Source organism: Streptomyces sp. CNS606, assembly GCF_000426325.1.
In genome coordinates this window covers 18,368-36,848 of record NZ_AUFD01000019.1, presented here as the reverse complement: position 1 = coordinate 36,848, position 18,481 = coordinate 18,368, and the positions used below count along the sequence as shown (strand labels likewise).

Annotated in this window: 18 protein-coding genes; 4 read left to right on the top strand and 14 right to left on the bottom strand. The window is 72.6% G+C overall.

Annotation, left to right across the window (positions count from 1 at the left end; translation table 11 throughout):
* Positions 1-8 precede the first annotated feature (8 nt).
* Complete coding sequence (gene rpmG, locus K304_RS0114790) at positions 9-173, bottom strand: 50S ribosomal protein L33 (RefSeq protein ID WP_027764379.1); 165 nt, start codon at positions 171-173, stop codon at positions 9-11.
* 70 nt (positions 174-243) lie between these two features.
* Here rpmG and rpmB point away from each other — a divergent pair, with 70 nt between their 5' ends.
* The 4 genes from rpmB to K304_RS29125 all read left to right on the top strand — a co-directional run bounded on the left by rpmB (position 244) and on the right by K304_RS29125 (position 3,347).
* Positions 244-480 carry a 50S ribosomal protein L28 gene (gene rpmB, locus K304_RS0114785; RefSeq protein WP_027764378.1) on the top strand — a complete coding sequence of 79 codons (237 nt, stop codon included), beginning with the start codon at positions 244-246 and terminating at the stop codon, positions 478-480.
* On the top strand, positions 480-785 hold the full coding sequence (gene rpsN / locus K304_RS0114780; protein ID WP_027764377.1) for a 30S ribosomal protein S14: 306 nt from the start codon (positions 480-482) through the stop codon (positions 783-785). Before rpmB ends, rpsN begins: the two co-directional genes overlap by 1 nt.
* A gap of 300 nt (positions 786-1,085) precedes the next feature.
* Entirely contained in the window at positions 1,086-1,889 is an 804-nt protein-coding gene (locus K304_RS0114775; protein WP_486591673.1) for a TauD/TfdA family dioxygenase, read from the top strand.
* 579 nt (positions 1,890-2,468) lie between these two features.
* Positions 2,469-3,347 carry a cation diffusion facilitator family transporter gene (locus K304_RS29125; protein WP_486591672.1) on the top strand — a complete coding sequence of 293 codons (879 nt, stop codon included), beginning with the start codon at positions 2,469-2,471 and terminating at the stop codon, positions 3,345-3,347.
* A gap of 121 nt (positions 3,348-3,468) precedes the next feature.
* Here K304_RS29125 and K304_RS29120 read toward each other — a convergent pair whose 3' ends face one another.
* The 13 genes from K304_RS29120 to K304_RS0114705 all read right to left on the bottom strand — a co-directional run bounded on the left by K304_RS29120 (position 3,469) and on the right by K304_RS0114705 (position 18,478).
* Positions 3,469-4,662, bottom strand: a complete 1,194-nt coding sequence (locus K304_RS29120; RefSeq protein ID WP_037790498.1) for an MFS transporter — start codon at positions 4,660-4,662, stop codon at positions 3,469-3,471.
* 149 nt (positions 4,663-4,811) lie between these two features.
* Complete coding sequence (locus tag K304_RS0114760) at positions 4,812-5,633, bottom strand: Rossmann-like domain-containing protein (RefSeq protein ID WP_027764375.1); 822 nt, start codon at positions 5,631-5,633, stop codon at positions 4,812-4,814.
* Positions 5,634-5,811: 178 nt separating this feature from the next.
* A complete protein-coding gene (locus tag K304_RS0114755; RefSeq protein WP_027764374.1) occupies positions 5,812-6,846 on the bottom strand; it encodes a pyridoxal-phosphate dependent enzyme in 1,035 nt (344 codons plus the stop codon).
* 16 nt (positions 6,847-6,862) lie between these two features.
* On the bottom strand, positions 6,863-7,630 hold the full coding sequence (locus tag K304_RS0114750) for a methyltransferase (RefSeq protein ID WP_051308469.1): 768 nt from the start codon (positions 7,628-7,630) through the stop codon (positions 6,863-6,865).
* 45 nt (positions 7,631-7,675) lie between these two features.
* On the bottom strand, positions 7,676-9,247 hold the full coding sequence (locus tag K304_RS29115; protein WP_037790495.1) for an ATP-binding cassette domain-containing protein: 1,572 nt from the start codon (positions 9,245-9,247) through the stop codon (positions 7,676-7,678).
* Positions 9,244-10,062 carry an ABC transporter permease subunit gene (locus K304_RS0114740; protein ID WP_027764372.1) on the bottom strand — a complete coding sequence of 273 codons (819 nt, stop codon included), beginning with the start codon at positions 10,060-10,062 and terminating at the stop codon, positions 9,244-9,246. The genes K304_RS29115 and K304_RS0114740 overlap by 4 nt, the downstream gene beginning before the upstream one ends.
* Positions 10,059-11,006, bottom strand: coding sequence for an ABC transporter permease (locus K304_RS0114735; RefSeq protein ID WP_027764371.1), 948 nt, complete (start codon positions 11,004-11,006; stop codon positions 10,059-10,061). Before K304_RS0114735 ends, K304_RS0114740 begins: the two co-directional genes overlap by 4 nt.
* A 2-nt stretch (positions 11,007-11,008) precedes the next feature.
* Positions 11,009-12,565, bottom strand: coding sequence for an ABC transporter substrate-binding protein (locus K304_RS0114730; RefSeq protein ID WP_027764370.1), 1,557 nt, complete (start codon positions 12,563-12,565; stop codon positions 11,009-11,011).
* A 432-nt stretch (positions 12,566-12,997) separates the two neighbouring features.
* Entirely contained in the window at positions 12,998-13,840 is an 843-nt protein-coding gene (locus tag K304_RS29110; RefSeq protein WP_486591671.1) for a DUF234 domain-containing protein, read from the bottom strand.
* Positions 13,825-13,959 carry a hypothetical protein gene (locus tag K304_RS34060; protein WP_486591670.1) on the bottom strand — a complete coding sequence of 45 codons (135 nt, stop codon included), beginning with the start codon at positions 13,957-13,959 and terminating at the stop codon, positions 13,825-13,827. Before K304_RS34060 ends, K304_RS29110 begins: the two co-directional genes overlap by 16 nt.
* 565 nt (positions 13,960-14,524) lie before the next feature.
* Positions 14,525-15,076, bottom strand: a complete 552-nt coding sequence (locus K304_RS0114715) for a nitrobindin family protein (protein ID WP_027764368.1) — start codon at positions 15,074-15,076, stop codon at positions 14,525-14,527.
* A 141-nt stretch (positions 15,077-15,217) separates the two neighbouring features.
* Positions 15,218-18,127, bottom strand: a complete 2,910-nt coding sequence (locus K304_RS0114710; protein ID WP_027764367.1) for a helix-turn-helix transcriptional regulator — start codon at positions 18,125-18,127, stop codon at positions 15,218-15,220.
* A 138-nt stretch (positions 18,128-18,265) separates the two neighbouring features.
* Entirely contained in the window at positions 18,266-18,478 is a 213-nt protein-coding gene (locus tag K304_RS0114705; RefSeq protein WP_027764366.1) for a hypothetical protein, read from the bottom strand.
* Positions 18,479-18,481 lie beyond the last annotated feature (3 nt).

Sequence of the window (18,481 nt, the reverse complement as noted above, 5' to 3'; positions counted from 1 at the left end):
GCGGCGGCTCAGCGCTGTTCGCGGAACTCGACGTGCTTGCGGGCGACGGGGTCGTACTTGCGCAGGGTCAGGCGGTCCGGGGTGTTCCGCCGGTTCTTTCTCGTGACGTAGGTGAAGCCGGTGCCTGCGGTGGACCGCAGCCTGACGACCGGACGTAGCTCGTTGCGTGCCATACCCCGTACTATATGGCAACGGTTTCCATTTTCATCAAGCGGGGATTCCGCAGAGAGGCGAGGTTCACACATGTCTGCCCACTGCCAACTGACCGGCACCCGGCCGCGCTTCGGCAAGTCGGTCTCGCACTCCCACCGCCGCACCTCCCGGCGCTTCGACCCGAACGTGCAGCACAAGCGCTACTGGCTGCCCAGCGAGAGCCGCCACGTGCGCCTGAGGCTGAGTGCCCGGGGCGTCAAGACGGTCGACGTCATCGGGGTCGAGGCGGCGGTGGCGAGGATCCGCGCACGAGGAGGGAAGGTCTGATGGCCAAGTCGAGCAAGATCGCCAAGAACGAGAAGCGGAAGGCCGTCGTCGCCCGGTACGCGGCTCGGCGTGCAGAGCTGAAGGAGATCATCCGGCGGCCCGCCTCCACCACGGCAGAACGCCAGGCCGCCCAGGAGGAACTGCGGCGCCAGCCGAGGGATGCGAGTGCGACCCGCGTCCGCAACCGGGACAACGTCGACGGACGTCCCCGAGGCCACCTCCGCAAGTTCGGCCTCTCCCGGGTGCGCATGCGCCGGCACGCCCACGCGGGCCACCTGCCAGGGGTGACCAAGTCCTCCTGGTGAAGCGGCGCGTGGTGGGCCGGGCCGTTTCCGGGCCCACCACGGCCGCACGCTCGCCGGGCACAGCCACGCGCGCCCGTGCCCGTGACGGGCGACGACAGGGTCCGTTCCGCCGAGACGGCGCGGGCCCACAGGGGCAATGTCACGCCGCCTACACCGAGAAGGCCCGTGTGGCATGAGGGTGACCCGACTGGTGGCGAGCCCTCCACTTGTTGCAAGCTGTGTGCAAGAGCTTCTGCGCACCGACAGGGAGGCCCTGGCCCACCCGCCGCCGCGCAGGGCGCCGCCCGCCTCGAGCCGGCCGTGCCCTCCGCGGGATCGACGCAGCAGTGCACACCCCTCACTCCGCAGCAAGGAGCGCCGCCCATGGACCTCCCCGCTCGAGTCGGGCCCGAGGACATCCACCACGCGTCCGCGGCACTGGACCGGCGCGGTGCTGTCGTCCTCGCCGGGTACGGCAGCAGCGGCGACGCCCTCACCGTGGCAGCCGCCCAGGTTCTCGGCAGCCGCCTGAGCCGGCTCTTCCCTCAGCGCGTGCGAGCCTCGTACGACGGCGGCCCCGTCCACCTGCACGCGGACAGCCTCGACCTGACCGTCGACATCGGCGGCGTCCGGCACCGGCGCCGTCATCCCGACGAGGACTACGTCCTGATCCAGTGTCTGAAGGCGGCGCCCGCGGGAGGAGACTCCTTCGCCCTCGACGCCTACCGCTTCGCCGACGCATGCCGTACCGCGGACCCGGAGTTGTGGCGGTTCCTCACGACCCAGGACGTCGACCTCTACGGGGCGTGGCCCCACCTGCGCGGCCTCCCGGCGAGCCCTCGCGTCGCCCGGCACATCGAGTACACCCGCACCGGGCGCCGCATCGTCCGTCGCACCGACGGCGCCGTGCCCCTCCACCGGGACCCGGACCTCGAGCACGTCCGCACCATGCTCGACCGGTTCGCGAAGGTCGTGCACGAAGAGGAGCCCCCGCTGCCCCGCTTCCGGCTCGGCGAAGGAGACATCCTCGTCCTGGACAACTACCGCGTCTGGCACGGCCGCGACGCCCACACGGGCGAACGCGCCGTCCGCATCCTCACCGTGTGCAGCAGCGACGCCCGCTGAGGGGGACTCCGAAGGCGCGCCTCCACCGCCGTCCTCCACGGGGCGCGGACCCGGCACCGGACCACGAGGTCGGTGTTCGTCCCCGTGACCGTCGTGGAGGGCGTGGCGGTGACCGTCGTGGACGCAGCCGACGTGGTCGACGTGGTCACCGTGCGGCACCGCGACGTGCCCGCTCCGGGACCGGCGGGAACCGACGGCGGGAGGTCCTCACCTCCCTGCCAGGCGGGTGGCACACCAGCGGTCGCGACGCCCTGCCCCGCGGCGTTCCTTGACCTCGCCGAAGGCGATGTACAGGGTGTCCACGGTGCGCGGCCACGCACCGGCCGAGGCGTCTCCGCGGAAGCGTCGGCCGGGACCCGCCGGCATCCGGGGCGGACGCCCGGTCCAAGGGCGGTGCGCGGGTCGGCACCGAGCCCAACACGGCCTACCAGAAAGGGAGTCGGGCTGGTTGGATAACCCGCGGTTGAAGCCGGGCGAGGTGCGGATCCGCGCGGTTCTGCGCGTTTCGGTCCGTCGAGCGAGGGAGCGACAGTGGGTGCACACGATCACGGACACGGTGGTCACGGGCATGATCACGGCGTGTCGGCGGAGACCGACAGACGCTGGCTGACCCTGGCCCTGGCTCTGCTGGTCGCGTTCATGCTGGTCGAAGCGGTCGCCGCAGTCATGGCCGGCTCGTTGGCGCTGCTGTCGGACGCGGCACACATGCTCACCGACGCGGTCTCCATCGTCCTGGCGCTGGTGGCGCTCCGTCTCTCGTCCCGGCCCCCGAAGGGCGGGTACACCTACGGGCTCAAACGGGTGGAGATCCTCTCCGCACAGGCGAACGGTCTGACGCTGCTCCTCCTGGCCTGCTGGCTCGCGCACGAGGCGGTGCACCGGCTCTTCTCCCCGCCCGACGTGGAGGGCGGGGTGGTCGTGTGGACGGCGCTGGCGGGAATCGTCGTCAACATCGCGTGCGCGTGGTGCATCTCCCGTGCCAACCGGTCCTCGCTCAACGTCGAGGGCGCCTACCAGCACGTCCTCAACGACCTCTTCGCCTTCATCGGCACCGCGGTCGCGGGCGTGATCGTGGTGACGACCGGATTCGTCCGCGCGGACCCCCTCGCCACACTCCTGGTCGTCGCCCTGATGGTGAAGGCCGGCTGGGGCCTGGTGCGTGACGCGACCCGCGTCTTCCTCCAGGCGGCGCCCGACCACCTCGACCCCGACACCATCCGGCGACGGATGGCCCGGCTGCCGGGGGTCGAAGAGGTGGGGAACCTGCACGTCTGGCTGATCACCTCGGGTGAACCCACCCTGTCGGCCCACGTCGTGGTGAGAGGCGACTGCCACGCCGTGAGCCGGGATCTGCGGCGGATACTGGCGAAGGAGTTCGCGCTGTCGCACGTGACACTGCAGACCGAGCACGCGAACGGACGTCTCCCCGCGTCGCCCGCCGCGGCCCTGGAGAGGTAGCGCCCGGCCCGGCACGCAGAGCCCGCGCGAACCCGCCCCGCCAGGACGAAGCCACCGGCGGCTGCGGGAGCCCCCGCAGCAGGTCTTCCCGTGAGGAGCCCGCAGCCGCCCGGCGGTGCGGTCACTTCCCCGCGGTCGCCGCGGAGCGGCCGGCGAGACGCGCGAAGACGAGTGCCACGAGGGTCAGTCCGCCGAGTGCCGCGGCCGTCCCGGGATATCCGCCTGCGGCGAGGCCGATGCCGCCGGCTCCGGCGCCGAGGAACACCCCGAAGCTCATGCCGGCGGCGTTGATGCTCAGGGCTGTCCCGCGCAGGTTCCCGCATCGCCGTACGAGGGAGGTGGTGACGCAGGCGGCGACGGTGGCGTGGCCCACGCCGATCACGGCGGTCAGCGGGAGAGCCACGTAGAGGGATCGGCTCAGGAAGACGCCGACCAGGGCGACCAGGGCGACGACCAGGGCGATCGTCATGAGGCGGTCGGTGGAGGCGGTGTGCCGGTCGGCGCTCAGGAGCCTGCCCGCGAGAAGGTTGCCGACGAAGAACGAGGCTCCGCTGAGCGTCCAGACCAGAGCGAAGGTGCTGGGGGTGAGTCCGAAACGCTCGTCGTAGAACGCCGCCAGGTAGGCGAGATACCCCATGAACGCGGCGGTGCGCAGCATGGCCACGCACAGCAGCGGGATCACCCCGGGGAGCCCGGCCAGCAGCCTGAACGACGCCAGGTAGCCGGGCCGGTCCTGCCGCGTCTCCTCGTCGCCGTGCGGGCCGCCGGGCGCGCGGCGGCCGAGACGGAGGAGGAAGTAGAGGGCGAGCGCGGAGCAGAGGGCCGTGACGGCCCACAGGTCTCCCTGCCACCCCCACACCAGGGCCGGCAGCGCCACCAGCGGTGCCGCGAGGAGCGCGGTGAAGGACTGCGTGGCGGTGATGAGGGTCGCGGCCCGGCCCGCGGCGGCGTCACTGGAGAAGCGGTCCGCGGCGGCGGCCGTGAGCGCCGGGTTGAGAACGGCGGTACCGCCCCCGACGAGCAGGCAGAAGGCCGCCATCAGCAGGAACTCGCCGCCGGCGCCGAGCGCTGCGGACACGGCCAGGATCGCCAGTCCCGCGGCCGCCGCCCGTTCCTTGCGCACACGGTCGATGAAGGGGGCGAGGGCGGTGCCCACCGCGAGCGCGGCGAGGCCGCCGAGGCCGCGCAGTTGTCCCAGCGCCGCGACCGAGCCCTCGGAGACTTCGGCGATGGGGACGAGGAAGGTGCTGTAGATGGTGAAGGGGACGAGCCCCACGGCCGAGGCCAGCATGAAGGGCCACAGCTCCCGGGCCATCCGCCAGTCGTTCGGGACGGCGTCCTTCCCCGGTTCCGTCCCTGGCGCCGATGCCGGTGCCGGTGCCGGAGCCGTCTGCGGTGCGTGGGTGCCCGCCGGGCCCTCCGCGCGGGGTGGCGCACTCTTCCCGAACCGCTCGGCACCGCTGCTCACGGCGTCACCGCCCGGTACCGGTACAGCGCGGTCTCGTCGGCGCTGAACTGGGAGAAGGGGAACGGTTCGGCCGAGAGTGCGGTCACGCCCGCGCCCAGGAACGCCCGCGCGACGGCACCGCCGCTCTGTGCGTAGACGGTGAGGGGTGTTCCGTGCTTGCGGCAGTGGTCGAGGATGTCGTCGAAGCTGCCGTTGACGAGGGTCATACCGGTGGCGATCACCGCGTCCGCCTCGGCGAGCACCTGGTGCATGTCGTCGGTGACGGGATCGCCCCAGTTGGTGGTGCGCAGGTTGAAGTCGCAGGGCAGGGGGACGCCGCCCCGGTCGCGTATCGCCGCGACCAGCGGGTTGACGACGCCGATCAGGGCCACCTTCGCGCCTTCGGGGATGTCGAGAAGGCCGGCGACTGCGGCGTCCCTGGCCCGGGCTCGTGTGTCGGGTGTCCCGGCCGGGAGCGTGACGGTCTCCGCGCCGGGATGCGCGGAGTGCGGCTGGAGGCGGGCCAGATAGGCGTCGAGAGCCGCGACGCCGACGGCGGGCTTCTCGTGCCGGATGAGCTCGTCGAGGGTGTGGCCGGAGGCGTCCGCGCAGAAGTCGGGGTCGAGGTCGCCTGCTTCGAAGGAGCATGCGCCGAAGACGTTCCCGGACCGCAGCAGGAGGTAGTGGTTGCGGTAGGTGACCCGGCTGCCCGCGAGGCGGGTGGTGTGGTGGAGCCAGAACGCGCTGGTCACCGTGAAGTCTGCGGGGGGCTGCCCGTACACGCCGTCGAGGACCGCTTGGCGGAGTGAGGCTGTGGACCGGGGTGGTGGGGCGGGCATGCGGACTCTCTTCTGTCGGGGGGTCGGCGGTCGGGGAAGGCCGGTCGGGGGTTTCGAGGGGTACGGCGTCCCGGTCGGAGGATCGCTCGGCTGAGGAAGCCTCAACCGTCCTTCGTGACGCGGGTGTGCGGAGCGGCCTCGGGCCCGCGCGTGGGGACCCGGGGTGCGGCGCGGAGGCTCATGCCGCTCCGGGGACGAGGACGGACGCGTCGCGCGCGCGTGGGCTCGCGCCGGGCGGCCAGTCCATCACCGACCAGGGATGGCGCAGGTCGTCGTGGGTGGTGACCTCGTGCGGGACCATCGAGCCCAGTCCGAGGGCCTTGCAGTGGTGGGCGTAGGCGGTGTCGACGTAGCGGTGCCCGGTGTCGGCTGCGAGGAAGACGTACGTGGGTGCGTCGTCGCGCGCACGCTCCCAGAGGGTCGCGAGGTACGCCGCTCCGGCCGACAGGCCGGCGAAGATCCCGCTGACGCGGAGGAGTTCGACGGCGCCGGACATGGCGTAGTCGAAGTTCACCCAGTGGATGCGGTCGTAGAGGTGGTGGCGGACGTTGTCGAAGGGGATGGAGCTGCCGATGCCCGCGATGATGATGTCGGGGTCGGAGACGTGCTCGCTGCCGAAGGTGACGCTGCCGAAGGGCTGCACGCCGGTGAGGGTGACCTCACGTCCCGCCTCGCGCAGGTACGTGGAGATCGCTCCTGTGGAGGCTCCGGTGCCGACGCCTCCGACGAGGGTGAGGGGGCCCTCGGGTACGGCGTCCCCGATGAGCGCGGCCACGTCGCGATACCCCAGGTAGTGGATGTCGTCGTGGTACTGCCGCATCCAGTGGTAGTCGGGGTTCTTCTTCAGCAGTTCGCCGATCCGTTCGACGCGGAGGTTCTGGTCCAGCCGCAGGTTCTTGGACGGACGGACCTGTTCGAGAGTGGCGCCGAGCACCTCCAGCTGGACACGGAGCGTGCGGTCGACGGTGGTGGAGCCGACGATGTGGCATCGCAGGCCGTACCGGTGGCAGGCGAGGGCCAGGGCGTGTGCGTAGATGCCGCTGGAGCTGTCGACGAGCGTGTCGCCGGGGGCGACCTGCCCCGTCTCCAGCAGGTGGCGGACGGCGCCGAGCGCCGAGTAGAGCTTCATCGTCTCGAAACGGACGCAGACCGCTCCGGGAGGAATCCTGACCAGGTCGGGTTCCTTGAGTGCTTCGGCTATGTGCTCGTACATGGTGGGTTTCTCCCGCTCAGGCCTGGTGTCCGCGGCGCATCCTGAACAGGTACGCCTGGCAGTTGTCGCCCTCCCAGGTCTGCCGGTGGACGACCTCCGGGGTGAAACCCGCGTCGATCGCGTGAGCGACGATGTTCTTCAGCTCGGAGGTGTTGGAGACGATCAGGTACACCTCGCCGCCGGGCGCGAGGAGATCACGGTCCTCGATCTGGTCGAAGAAGCGCCTCACGATCTCGATGCCCACGCACACGTTGCGGATGACCGTCGGGTCGTCACTGGTCCGGGTGCTGACCGCCGGCGGGTTGAAGGTGATGACGTCGAGACGGGCGGAGTCCGGGAACTCCTCGAACAGATGGGAGACGAGTGGCCGGAGAGTGGTGTCCGGCCGGTGGGGAACGAGACGCTCGTAGCAGGCGCGGGTCGCGGCCACACTGTCCGGGTGGATGTCCGCAGCCCAGATCTCACGGGCATCCATGACTCCGGCGATCACGGCTTCCACGCCGAGACCGACGCCGATCGCCGCGTAGGAACGTCCCGCGAGCGCGATGGTGCCGTCCAGCATGCGGTCGTGGATGATCCGGCTGGTGTCACCGGGCCTGAAGACCCCCGGCGGCAGCTCGAACGACCAGCCGTTGTAGGTGTACGCGCGCTGCGTGTGGATGTCGGACGAGGAGCTGTTGAGGGCCAGGATCTCGTCGCGGGGCAGGGTGTCGGGCAGTTCGTCGAGCAGGGCGCGGACGGCGTCCTGGGAGGGGGGAACGTCCGCTGTGGTCCGGTCGGTCATGTGTCCTCCGTGATCGGGACTGGGGTGAGGGGGGGAAAGGTGCGGTCACGCGCCGTGCGCGGGCGCGGCCACCGCGGGGTCCAGCCGGGTTCTGCTCAGGTCCGACGCGCCGACGAGTTCTCCGGCCTGACGGGTTCGGGGCGCATGGAGGACCTCCTCGGGGGTTCCGTCCTCGACGATGCGTCCGCCGTCGAGGACGACGAGGTGGTGAGCGACGGCGGCGAGCAGTTCCAGGTCGTGGCTCACCCAGAGCAGAGCCGTGCCGTGCCCGCCGCGCAGCCGGGCGAGTTCGTCCAGGACCGCTCGGGTCGCGTCGGGGTCGAGGGCGGTGGTGATCTCGTCGCAGACGAGCACGTCCGGCCGGGCCAGCACGGCACGGGCGAGGGCCGCGCGCTGCAGTTCGCCTCCGGACAGGCCGCCGGGGCGCCGCTCGACGGTGCCGGAGGCGAGCCCGAGACGGGTGAGCAGGTCACGGGCCTCCGCCCGGGCACGGTCCGGCTCCACCTCGCGCAGCCGTACGGCGGTGCGGGCGACCTGTTCCACCACCGGGCGGCGCTCGTCGAACGACGTGCGCACCTCCTGCCACACGTACTGCACGCGCCGCTTCTGCTCCCCGGAGCGGCGGCGCAGTACGGGAAGCGGGGTCCCGTCCAGCAGCACCGCACCGCGGTGGCGCTCGTGGAGGCCGGCGATGCAGCGGGCGAGCGTCGTCTTGCCGCTTCCGGAGACCCCGGCGACGCCGAGGCACGCGCCGGCGGGCAGTTCGAACCCGATGCCGTCCAGCACTCGCCCTCGGCCGCGGCCGTGGAGATGCGCGGTCAGATCGCGTACCTCCAGCACCGGGGGCCGTCCGAAGTCGTCGTGAGGGGTGTGGCGTTCGGCGGTCACGGGCCGTCGAGGGGGAAGTGCCTCCTCCGGTTCCCCCGCCGCGGTCACCCGTCCGCGGTGCAGGACGACGACGTGGTCGGCGAGCGCACGGACCAGATCGTGGTCGTGGCTGAGCAACAGCACTGCCAGGCCGGCACCGGCCAGGCCCGCCAGTTCCTCCGCCAGCCGCATGCGGGTGACCGTGTCGAGGCCGGTGCTCGGTTCGTCGAGGACCAGTGCTCGGGGGCGGCACACGAGGGTCTGCGCGAGCGCCACGCGCTGGCGCTGTCCGCCGGAGAACTGGTGGGGGAAGCGTCGCCGCGTGTCCCGGCCGGTGGGCAGCTGCGCCGCCTGGAGCGCGTTGGTCACCGGTCCCGTGCCGGGCCCGTGGTGCAGCCGCGCCAGTTCGGCCAGCACGGTCCCGGTGCGCCGCGCCGGGTTCAGGGCGCTGCCCGGGTGCTGGGGCATGTAGGCGACGACGCGGCCCGGTATCCCGGCGGCCTCACGGGTCACCCCGTCGCCGTCCACGACGGTGACGGAGCCGGCCGTGACCCTGCCGGTGAGGCTCACCCCCGGGCCGGCCTCGCCCAGCAGGGCCAGGGCCGCCGTGGTCTTGCCGCTGCCGGAGGGTCCGACGAGGGCGGTGACCCGTCCCGGGTGCAGGTCGAAGTCGACCGCGTCGAGGAGCAGGGTCTTCCCCACCCGGGCTGTCAGCCCGCGTGCGGAGACCACGGGCGCCTGCGGGGTCATCGAGCGGCCTCCTGTCGGATACGGCGGGAACGCGCCAGCCTGTGGTCGGCGAGCAGGTTGATGCCCACGGTGAACATGACGAGCAGAACGGCGGGTGCCGCCACGGCCCACGGCTGGAGCAGCAGGCCCTCACGGCTCCGGGCGATGCTCACCGCCCAGTCGGGCGCCGTCGGGCTCAGCCCGAGGCCCAGGAAGTTCGCGGACCCGACCAGGAACACGGCGAAGGTGATGCGGGTGCCGACGTCGGCGGCGACCGGGGCCAGCACCGAACGTGCCACCCAGTCGAGCTGGATCCGCGCCCGGGACTCGCCCTGCAGCCGCAGCGCCTCGGCGACGGGGCTGCAGGCGGCGTCCAGAGCGGCTGCCCGCACCAGTCGCGCGACCTGCGGCACGTTGACGGCGGCCACCGCGACGGTGATGGCGACGGGCGACCCCCGCCATCCCACGGCGACGACGCTGATCACCAGCAGGGTGGGCAGCGGGAGCAGCACGTCCAGCGGACGGATGAGGAGTTCGTCCAGCCAGCGGCTGCGGGCCGACGCCGCCAGCAGGCCGACGAAGCCACCGAGAAGGTAGGCGAGTGCCACGGCACCGAGCGCCATGCCCAGCGCACTGCGGCCACCGTGCAGGAGCAGGGCCAGCACGTCGCGGCCCAGACCGTCCGTGCCGAGCGGGTGCGCGCCGCCGCTGCCGGCATAGGGCAGAGCCGCCCCCGGCGCCGGGACGTCGGCGAACAGCGGGCCGGCCAGCGCGAGTCCCACCGGCAGAACGAGCAGCAGGCCGCCGAGGGACGCCGTCACGCGCTTCGTCTTCACCGGAGCACCTCCGTCCGGGGAACGAGCCGGTGGCAGACCAGGTCCGCTGCGAGGCTGAAGAGGAGCGCGGCGACGGCGAGTACGAGGGCCAGCCCCTGCACCGTCGGCACGTCCCGGGCCTCCACCGCGCCGACCAGGGCGGTGGCCACGCCGGGGATGGCGAAGACGGCCTCGACGATCAGCACGCCGCCCACCAGGTTGTCGCCCACCCGGGCGAGCTCCTGGATGCCGGGGACGGCCGCGTTGGGCAGCACGTGCCGCAGCAGCAGCGTCCGGCGCGGCACGCCCAGGCGGCGCGCCTGGGCCACGTAGCCGGCATGCAGCACCGTCACCATCCCGGCCCGCACCTGCCGGGAGAGCAGGCAGATCATCCGGGCGGCGACCACGGTGACCGGCAGGACCAGCAGCGCCGGCTGCACCAGGAGTTCGGCGGCACCCACCCCGACCCAGGTCGCCGGCAGCCAGCCGAGCCGCAGGGACAGTCCGGCCACCAGCAGCAGGGCGAGGACGAAGTCGGGAACCGAGTTCAGCGTGAGCGTCAGGGAGGTGACGGCACGATCCAGGCGCCCTCCCTCGCGCAGCCCCGAGAGCACCCCGAGCAGCACCGCGAGCGGCACGACCACGGCGAGGGTCACCGCGGCGAGCACCAGGGTGACCGCCGCCGACTCGGCCAGGACGTCCAGGACGGGCCCTCCGCTGACCAGGGAGGTGCCGAGGTCGCCGGTGAGCACGCCGTGCGCCCAGTCCCCGAACCGTTCCAGGGGCGGCCGGTCGAGCTGGAGCTGCTCGCGCAGCGCCTGCACCTGTTCCGGTGTGGCGTCCTCGTTGTTGCGGACGTCCGCGGCGTCGCCGGGAAGCAGGGAGGTCAGCGCGAAGACGAGGACGGCGAGCAGAGCGAGTTGGACGACTCCCAGAGCGAGCCGCTGCAAGGCGTACCCGCGCATCGTCAGGCCAGCCACACCTTGTCGAAGCGGCCCGAGTCCATCGTGTTGGGCGGGGCCTCCTTGACGCCGCCGACCCGGGAGGTGACGGCGTTCAGCCAGTCCGGGTGGCCCCAGACCAGCAGCCCGCCCTCGTCGCGAACGGTGCGCTGGAGCTCGCCGTACAGCCGGGTGCGGGTCGCCTCGTCGGTGGTCGACTGCGCTTCGGCGAAGGTCTTGTCGAAGTCACGGCGGCGCCACGCGGAGGCGTTGAACGGCGACTCCGTCAGCAGCCGGTCGTTGAGGTAGTTGGGGATCGTCATGGCTCCCGAGCGGTGGCTGCCCATCACGCCCTTGGTCAGCTGGTCCTTGAAGTAGGTCTCCGGAGAACCCTGGTCGATCCTGATCCGCACCCCCGCTTCGGCGGCCTGCTCGGCGAACAGCGTGGCCGCCTCGACGAAACCGGCGGCGACGGAGGAGGTGAAGATCGAGAACGTCTTGTTCAGCACCCCGGCCTTCTTCAGCAGCGAGCGGGCCTCGGCGACGTCGCGCCGGCGCTGCGGGACGTCGCCGGGGTAGTACTGGTAGCCCTTGCCGAACATGTCGTTGCCGACCCTCCCCCGGCCCGCCAGCACCACGTCGACCAGCTTCTGCCGGTCGGCCAGGAGCTTGAAGGCGAGCGTGACGTCCGGGTCGTCGAAGGGCTCCTGGTCGCACTTCATGACGATCGCCTGCGCGGTGCTCGCCTTGGCCGTCACGATGCGCACCGAGCCGTCCGCCTCCGCCGTGCGGGCGAAGGTCGGCGTCATCTCGTAGCCGTACTCCGCCTCACCGGCGCGCAGGGCGTTGCCGCGGGCCTCGGCCTCCGCGGAGAGGATGCGCAGTTCGTCGACGTAGGCGCCGCCGTCCCAGTGGTCGTCGAACCGTTCGGCGGTGAACGACCGCCCGGGCCGGAAGGACGTGAGCCGGAAGGCGCCGGTCCCGGCAGGCTTGGAGGGGTCGTCGTAGCGGGAGCTGACGATCGCGGTGCCGAGTGTGCCCAGCAGGGAGGGGAAATCGGCGGACGGCCGGGTGAGCCGGAGTTCGACGGTGTTCTTGCCCATGCTGCGGCTCTTCTTGAGGTCGACGACGGACAACAGCGACTGCGCGAAGTGGGTCGTGGCCTTCGGGTCGAGAATGCGAGCCAGGCTGAACAGCACGTCGTCGGGTACGAGCTTCTTCCCGTCGTGGAACGTCGCGTCCCGCAGGGTGAACCGCCACACGGTCGCCTCGGCGTCGGACTCCCACTTCGTGGCGAGCCGCGGAACCGGTGCCATGGAGGCGTCCAGCTCGACGAGCCGGTCGAACAGGGCCTTGGTGCGGGCCATGTCGATGGCCAGCGCCTCGGCGTGCGGGTCGATGGTCTCCCGCTCTCCTCCCCCGGTGAACAGCGCGCGGAACTGCCCGCCGCGCTGCGGCCGGCCCTTCGCCCCGTCGCTCCCGCGCCCCGTCCCGGCGCCGCAGCCGGTGAGCGCCAGGGCTCCTGCCGTGCTCGCGGTGCCTGCCAGGGCGAGGAAGTTCCTGCGGCTGCGGGGTGTGGACATGCTGCTCCCTCAGTGCGACGACATGGCCCCGGTCCGCGGCAGGCGGTGTCGCGGACCGGGAACGAGAACGGTAGCACTGTAATGAAAACGATTATCGACGTCTACAGGGGGGCACCTCTCGAGGCACGCCGGGGGTTCGCGTCGCCACCGGAACCCGTCACGCGCCGACACCCCCGGACCTGCCCCCGCCCGGCCTCTCCACCGACGCCGCTCACCTCCGGGGCCCTCACCTCGCAGGCTGGAACAGTGAGTTGACGTCGTTGATCGGGGCCGCTCCCCGGACTCGATCGACGGGAGACTTCGTCACCGCGCCGGGGTGAAGCCCGCTTCCGGCGGACCGGCAGAACCGCCGGGCACGGGCCACCCCGCCTGAGCTCCGCGCCGGTACCGGCTGCTGAGCGATCAGCGAGAGCTGGGCGTGCGTCGGTAGCCCTATCCGGGCCGCCGGGCGCGGAGGAGATCCTCCGGCCCCCAGCACGCCGCCAGCGGAACGTCGTCCGCCACACCGGAGCGTGAGACGGCGACCAGCGCGGTCTCGGGAGTGGCGCCGGGAACCGCCGGCACGTGACGGACGAGGGCGTCGTTCTCGTGCCTGCCGAACGGCTGGCGATCGAGCCACTTGATCGACCCGACGAAGTGCACCCGTCGCGCCACCGGCTCACGGTCCGCGCCGACGAGGTCCACCTCGGGATTGTTCCGCCTGTTCCACCGGCCTCCGACCGCCTCGGTTTCGGGCCACTCACCGCTCGGCAGGAGGCGCAGCAGCGACTCCCGGACGAGGGGTTCGACGGCACGACCGCGCCAGGTGGTCCACGAGCGTTCGACCCTCTCGAGCGCCACATCGCCGCGGCCACGCTCGACCAGCGGAATCGCGCGCTGGAGAAAGGCCAGCCAGAACCGCAGGTACGGGTCGGCGATCCGGTACCGCTTGTTCTTGGTGTCCGCCTTCTCCGACAAGGGCAGGTCCGCGGCGATGATGCCCTTGGCCTGCAGCATGGCCAGGAGCGGGGACAGCGTGCCCGACGGCAGCGCCCCGGCACCCCCCGCTTCGGCTGCGATCGCACTGAAGGTGCGTTCACCGCTGCCGACCGCTTCCAGCACGGATCGGGAGCGGGACGCCTCGGGGAACTCGCCCAGCAACGACAGCTCTCCGGCGGCCGGCAACGGCGACAGCGGAGAGGCGAACGACGTCCGCAGGAACTCGGTACGCGTCGTCCCCGGAGTCCACGACTGCACGATCCCGGGAAAGCCGCCGGTGATCAACGTGGCGTCCACTGCACCGGCGGCGCCGAGCCGGTCATGGCCTGCACGTCGGCGAGGTTCAGGGGCTGGACGACCATCTTCGTTCCCTTGCCGAAGAACGGACGACGGTAGGACTGCAACGCCTCCATCACCGACCGGTCGCTATCACCGCACGCCCACGTGTCCCGGAGGACCCGCCCTCCACCGTCCGATACTGCTCGGCCAGCGATTCGAGGTCCCTGACTCGGCCGCGGAACTCCGTGAAACCTCCGCGCAATCCAAGGCAGATGCGTCCTTACGTAGATGCGATCCTACTTTGCAGAGGGTTATGTCGTCATAACCGAGCGTCGCGGTGGCGCGACCCCGCCCCGCTGCCGCCCGTCAGCCGGTGTGGCTGGGCACGACGCATTCGGGCGGCTGGGGACGACTCTCGGGCCAGGCGAGGCCGACGAAGGCCAGTTCCTGGTCGCCGGGGGCGAGTTCGACGACCGCGACGGGCTTGTTGTTGTGGGGGTTGCCGGCGTTGGTGAGGCAGGTCCGTCCGGATGGCCGGGGGCGGCGTACCGGACGGTCACCAGCGGCTCGTCCGACTCGTCGCCGCGCAGGGTCCGCCAGTCCCCCTCGTCCATGCAGCGGGCGAGCGTGGCGGCGCCGGAACCGCTGACGACCGTGTAGTGGCGGTCGCCGCACGGCGCCTCGGCCAGCGGCCCGATCCGGTCAAGGAGCCGGGGTGCGGTGGAGACGGGCCGACAGGTGGTGCTGCATCGGCTGTCCCACGGCCTGCAGGTCGTGGTGGAAGTCGAGGGTGTCCGCGTCGGTGAGGGTGTAGCGGCGGCGGCTGGCGTCGACCTGCTTCGCGGTGGGGGTGAGGGCCACCTGCCCGCTGACCAGGTCGGCCGAGCCGGAGCCGACCCGGCCGGTCAGGAGCTCGGCGACGCCGGTGGGCTGCGTGATCAGCGCTTCCACGTGCCCGTCGGGCTGCAGCCGCCACCAGCCGGTCTCGCGTGCGGAGGGGCGCAGCGGGGTGCCGTCCGCGTCGACGAGCCAGGCACGCGCCTCGTAGTGCAGGAAGGGGCGGCCGTCGTGACTGAAGGTGACCTGCTGCCGGTAGGCGAAGTCGCCGTCGAGCGTTGGGTATGCGCCGTGTCCGCCGCCGGCCCAGGTGCCCAGCAGGCCGGTCACCGGTTCGAGCAGTGCGTGCGGCGCGGGCTCCTCGTCCGGGCTCCACGCGTCGCGGAAGGGTGACTGTCCCGGTACGGGGTCGGCCATGGGCTGTCTCCTGGTTCGGCACCGGCTCCCGAGCCGGGGTCGGAGCCCCGGCCGGGTTCGTACGGGGGCCGACGGTACGCGACGGAGCCGGGCCGCCGCTCCGCGGCACCCCGCGCTCCCCGGCGGCACCGGCGGCGCCGGTCAGGTCTCGGCGGCCACGGCGCAGAGCTGCTCGCGGTCGCGCACCTCCATCTTGGCGATGAGCTGGGCGACATGCTTCTCCACCGTGCGCGGCGAGATGTACAGGCGGGCCGCGATGCCCTTGTTGCTGAGGCGCTCCGCCAGCAGCTGGAACACCTCGTACTCCCGCACGGTCACGCCGCGGGCCCGCAGCGCGGCGGGGATGCGGTCGGTGCCGCTCCGGCGCTGCCGGACCGACACACCGCTGCGGCGCAGCAGGGCCCGGCACGCTCCGGCCACGGCGGGCACGTCCCTGCCGTGGAAGCACTCCTCCGCCTCCCGCAGCCAGGTGACGGGATCGCCCCAGCCGTCGTCGAGGGCCGCCTCCGCCACCAGCCGGAGTCCCAGGTGCCGGGCGACGGGGAAACCCTCGGCGTGCCGTGCCCCTTCGGCGACGGCCTCGGCGGCCTCCTCGCCGCGGCCGTCGCGGCCGAGCAGCACCGCGTGGGCGAGGTCCACGAACTGCCGGTTCCAGCGCATGCGTCCGGCGGAGGTGGCGGACGCCTCGACGTAGCGGTCCCAGTCCGCGTCGCCGGACAGGACGTCCAGCAGGATGCGGAGGCCGTGGCGGCCGCCGAGGTGGAAGCGGGTGGGGCCGTCCTCCTCCCTGCTGCGTACCCGGTCGAGGTCGCGGAGCGCGCGTTCCCGGTCCTCCTCCAGCAGCGCGCAGAAGACGCGGGCGAGGCCGAGCTGCAGGGGCTCCTCGTGGGAGCCCGCGCCCTCCCAGCGGGCGAACTCCTCCTCCGCGCGCTCCATTCCGGCGCGGTCCCCGCGGTGGGCGGCGGCGACCGAGCGGGCCATCAGGAGGTAGCGCGCGACGGGTGCCAGGCGCAGTCGTGTCGCGGTCTCCAGGCAGGCGTCGGCGTGCGCGGCGGCCTGGTCGAGCCGGCCGCGCAGGGTGTCGTGGAGCACGGTGATCGCGTCGATGGTCAGGGTGATCACGACGGCACCCACCCGGGCCGCCTCGGCCCGGGCAGTCTGCAGCACGGAGGTCTCACCGTCCGCGAGCCACTGGCTGCCGCCCAGGTGGACCATGGCGTAGAGCCGGGGGATGGTGAGGCCGTGCTCCTCGGCGGTGCTGCGGGCGCGTTCGAAGCAGTCGGCCGCTTCCGACAGGTCGCGTTCCCGGGCGAGCACCCCGAGGATCTCCCACGCCTGACAGGCGACGTGCGGCAGCGGGGCCTCGGGGAGCGAGGCGGACGCCACCGCGGCGCGCGCCAGCTTCTCGGCGTGCTGGGTGCGGTCCGCTCCGGGGGCGTCCAGTGCCAGGTGAGCGGCCACCACGTCGACGGACGCGGTGTGTTCGCTGCCCGGCGTGGCGGACAGCAGCCTCCGGGCTTCCGCCACCTGCGCCTCGCCGTCCGCGCCGCGGCCGGCGAGGTGGGCTATGCGGGCGAGCCTGGTGTGCAGGTCGGCGAGCCGGGACGCGGCCACCCCGGTGCCCACGGTGTCGTGCAGGGTTTCCGCGAGGCGGAGGGCACGGTCCAGTTCGCCCGCTTCGGCGAGTGCGGGCAGGAGGACCTGCAGCGTGTCCGCGCGGGCCGTGGTGTCCCGGCCGTCGGCGAGCAGTTCGTCGGCCCCTTCGAGCAGGCTGATCGCCGACTGCACCGCACCGCGGTCCAACGCTCTGCGGCCTGCTTCGGTGAAGAGCCGGGCGGCGACGTCCGTCTCCCCCGCGTCACGGCGCAGCGCCGCCACCAGGGCGCACCATTCGCCGTCCAGCGCGGGATTGAGCGACTCCGCGGCGTCGGCGGCGCGGCGGCTGAGGGAGGCGCGTTCGAAGGAGGTGAGCTGGGCGAGGAGCGCCTCCGCGGTGAGGGGGTGGCGGAAGGCGTACCAGTCGGGCGCGGGGTCGTCGGGGACGACGAGTTGGGCGGCGACGCCGGCGTGCAGGTGGCTGAGCAGGCTCCGGTCGTCGATCTCCGTGGTGCGCTGCAGGACGGAGAGGGGGAAGCGGCGCCCGAGCACGGCGGCGGCGGACAGCAGTTCGCGGCCCTGCGGCCCGAGGCGGTCGGTACGCCGGGCTATCCCCTGCACCAGAGTGCTGGGCACGGCGGTCCGCTGGGGCCCGATGGCGCGCCAGCCGTCGGCGCCCTGCACCAGGGAGCCGCTGTTGACGAGTCCGTGTAACAGCTCCTCGACCAGGAACGGGTTTCCCGCGCTGTCCTGCCAGAGTCTCTCGACGACTGCACGTGGCACCTGGTCCGGTTCCGTCTCCAGACTCGACGCGACCATGCTCACGACCTGGTCCTCCGTCAGCGGACGGAGGGCGAGGAGTTCCCCGGAACGCCGCTGTGCCGCAGAGCGCGCCAGGTCGAGGGCGGGACAGGGCTCGGCGCGGGTGGTGACCAGGAGCGCCACGGGGAGTTGGGACAGGTTGTCGATGAGGTACTCGACGACGACGAGGGTCTCGGTGTCGGCGTCGTGCAGGTCCTCGAGGACGAGCATGCAGCCGCCGTCGCGGCCGACGACGGCGAGGAGCCGCAGTACGGCCTCCGCCAGGACGACCAGCGACTCGTCGCCGTGTTCCCCGGTGCTCCAGTCGGGCACCAGCCGGCCCAGCACGGGCCGGTAGGGCCCGAGTCCGGACTCCTCGACCGGGGGCCCGGTGCGGAAGAGCGACATCAGCGCCTCCGTCAGGGGCCGGAAGGGCAGCATCGGCCCGATGGTGCTGCCGCGGCCCGTCATGACGCGCATCCCGGCGCCGACCGCGCGCCCGGTCGCCTCCGCCGCCAGGCGGGACTTGCCGATGCCGCCCTCGCCGACGAGGAAGACCGAGCGGCCGCGGCCGGCACTCCCGGAATGCACCAGCGACTGCAACCGGGCGAGTTCTTCCTCGCGGCCGACCGTCTGGGGAACCTGAGGCTGCATGAGGCGGAATGTACCCGCCATGTGCACGACTCGGTCACATCTGGGAGATGACCAATCGTTCTCCCGGCGGCACGACGGCGGTGGGCCCGGCCGCCCGGGAGGGCTGCCGGGCGGCCGGCGGTGGCCCGCTGCGTCGCGTCAGGAGGGCACGACGGGCACGCTGACGCTGGTGTGCACCTCGTTCAGGACCGGCACCAGGCCCGTGCCCAGGTTGAGTCCGGCGAGGACCTGGGCACGGGCGGAGCGGCCGGCGCGTCCCGTCGGTCTGATCTCGCCGGCCGGTCCTGCGACGAGCGCCGCTCCGTCGCCCTCGCGGGGGGACACGGCCTGGCGTGCGGTGTGCTGACGCATGGG